This window comes from Camelimonas fluminis, from assembly GCF_014656355.1.
Classification (GTDB): domain Bacteria; phylum Pseudomonadota; class Alphaproteobacteria; order Rhizobiales; family Beijerinckiaceae; genus Camelimonas; species Camelimonas fluminis.
Genome location: NZ_BNCG01000051.1, coordinates 1,324 through 4,056, shown reverse-complemented (window position 1 = coordinate 4,056; position 2,733 = coordinate 1,324). Strand labels below are relative to the sequence as shown.

The following is a 2,733-nucleotide window of genomic DNA, read 5'->3' as shown; positions in this document are numbered from 1 at the left end:
ATTTCTCGGCGTTCCGCGCCAAATATCTTGACACCAAACTCGGCAGTTCGGCCTGCAAAAACCTAGAAAAATTAACAGTGTGCGCAGGTTGGATGGCAAGCTTAACAGCGCCGCCGTCAAACTCGATTTTGCCGATCGATTTCCCACCGGTATCGGCCAAGTCCAGCCTCGCTACAGCAGGACGATTCGGGGCGTCGGCTGTTTCTGCTAGCACCACAGCAAAACGCCGGTCAGAAGGGAGCGCCAAAACCTTGTCAGTTGACAAGGTCTTTCGCACCTGTTCGACGAGGACTGGATTCGAGTCCAGTGCGGTCGCGAGCTTAAGCCACCTTGGCCGTCCGACTTTTGGAGCGCGCCCTATGGCCTCTATGACGTCAATGGGGACTGCTCGCGTCACCCCGCGGAGGCGCGTCATCTCTGCGTCATCGATGGATAGTGCAGCTTTTATGTCGCGTGGCTTGACCCCTGCGCTATCCATTCGTGCAGCAAAAAGTGCACGCTCTATCCACGTAAGGTCCTGTCTGGACGAGTTTTCCAGACCTTGCGCAATAATCAGCTCCGCATCCGTCATATCAATGACCAACGCGCGGACCTTCTGTCCCAGCTCCGAGACGGCCCTTAGTCGACGGTGGCCAAACACCACCTGATATCGTCCATCCATAGTGGGGTGCCGGCGCACTTGGATAGGCACCTGCTGCCCGTCCGTAGCGATGGACGCTTTGAAAATTTCGAACTTCGCATCGTCATCGTCGGGCAGACGATCAGGAAAAGGCGATGGATCGATCAGTGCAGGGTCCATCTCCATGCCAACACCTGCATCTACCAGTGCACGCAGTCGATCCCGCTCATCACGCAGCTCGGCTAGGGTGCGCTGCGTAGCGCCAATGACGCCAGCGCCGACCCGCGCCACCGGCGCAACAGCATCTCCAACATCCGTTGCAGGTGGAGAGAAGCTGCCGAACGATTGCAGTATGGAACGCGATTTCTTCATGATTTCCGACCCCAAGCGGCGCGGACCAAATCAAGTATTTGGGCATTGACGGCATCGATAGACTCTCTCGCCCGCTTGGCCGTAGCTGCGCCCACGTTGCCTGCCTCCAGCTCATACAATGTGCGCTTGGCGAGGCCCGCGGTCTCGATAGCCGCACTCTCTACTGCAGTCGCAGCCAGCACGTCGCCTCCAAAAAGGTGACGCAACATGGTCACCACATGGAGTTGCGATTGGTCCATCGGATCGTGTCTGGTAATTAGGTACCGTAGGAAATCTTGCTGTAGGGTGGCGCCGGCATCGCGGATGACTGAGATCAGATCCCCCATCATCAACAAAAATTGGCACATCGACATAACATCCAACATGGCTGGATGCACTGTCACTACAAGGCCTGTGGCAGCATATATGGCGCCGAGCGTGAGGAATCCGAGGGAAGGGGGCGTGTCCAAGATAATGATATCGTAATCGTCTTCCACATCCGCCAAAGCAATGCGGAGCCGTTCAAAGAAAATGCTATCCCCAGACTGCCCTTTTGCTAGGAATCTTGGCGTTTCATGCTCGTATTCCATGACTTCAATATTTCCAGGGATCAAATCAATGCCGCTGAAATACGTTGGTCTGATAATATCTCGAATAGGCTTCCGTCGGTCATCGTAACGTAACGTCGCATAGACCGTTTCATTTTCGCCGACGTCCATCTCTGGCTGGGCGCCGAACATGGCCGACAGCGAGGCCTGCGGATCTAGATCTATAGCCAGCACGCGATAGCCATGCAGGGCCAGATAGTGCGCTAGATGTGCACTGGACGTAGTTTTTGCCGAGCCACCCTTAAAGTTCGCAATGGCCAGTATCTGCAGATGCTCATTTTCGCGCCGATGAGGTAGATACCGCAAGGCATCGGATGGACGCTGTGCCGCAAATATTTGACGGAGTTCGTTAATTTGGGAGAGAGTATACGCGCGGTGGTTGTTGTCTAGGCGGGTCGGGATGGGTCCCTTGCCTTCTGCCGACATGAGCTTGAGCGTAGACTCAGGTATACTAGTGAGCCGGCTGACCTCATTGATGGAGAATGTACGGAGCGTTTTTTGCGCGTCTGGGGGATGCATCTGCTCGCGTCGCGCCTGCAAATGCTCGGAGAGCATCCCGGCGTGGCGGATGATTTTGTCCGCCGGATCCTCTGGCGGCGTCGTAAGGTAGGGTGGGGCGCTCGGTGACATGTCGGATCGCATCCTGTTTGGCGGGCAACGTTCGATTTATCGGCAGTCACCCGTTAAAGATACGTCACGATTCGAGTGTGGCGTCCAGTTTTTTAAGGTTAACAGAGTGTTAATTGGCTGTTGGCGAATTCAAGCGCGTTCGCAGACGAAGCCAGAATCGTCGCCGTTGTGGATGTAGAAGTGCCCGATGAGGCGGCCGGCGGTACCGATGGCGGCCCAACCGCGACCGCAAGCGGGACCATTCTCGTCTTGTCCTTCCCACGAGAACTCCGCGCAGGCGGATCCGTCACGGGCGCCGTAGCGGACATCAAGGAGGCCCTTTAGTGCAGCAAATCCTGTCCGTCGTCAGAACATTTGGCGCAGATCGCGGCGTAAATTAGCGGAGTGCGGGCCTCGTCTGGGGTTTGATATTAGGCGGCGAGCGCGCGGTGCTGCAAGCGCCGATATTCGATGGTCTGTCGCTTGATCCTTGCACGTTGTTTGATGATGGCAGGAGCCCTGCCGAAGTAGGCGTCGGCCGGTGTT

General features: G+C 56.3%; 2 protein-coding genes and 1 pseudogene. All 3 read right to left on the bottom strand.

Annotated features, from left to right (window positions below):
• Positions 1-991, bottom strand: a 991-nt coding sequence (gene repB / locus IE243_RS20660; RefSeq protein WP_191321213.1) for a plasmid partitioning protein RepB, incomplete at its 3' end; no start/stop codon positions are given.
• Positions 988-2,208 (bottom strand): plasmid partitioning protein RepA, encoded by a 1,221-nt coding sequence (gene repA, locus IE243_RS20655; protein WP_191321212.1) that lies wholly within the window; start codon positions 2,206-2,208, stop codon positions 988-990. The genes repB and repA, both read right to left, overlap by 4 nt.
• Positions 2,209-2,337: 129 nt before the next feature.
• Positions 2,338-2,541 (bottom strand): annotated as a pseudogene (locus tag IE243_RS20650) (hypothetical protein); the annotation flags it as partial.
• Positions 2,542-2,733 lie beyond the last annotated feature (192 nt).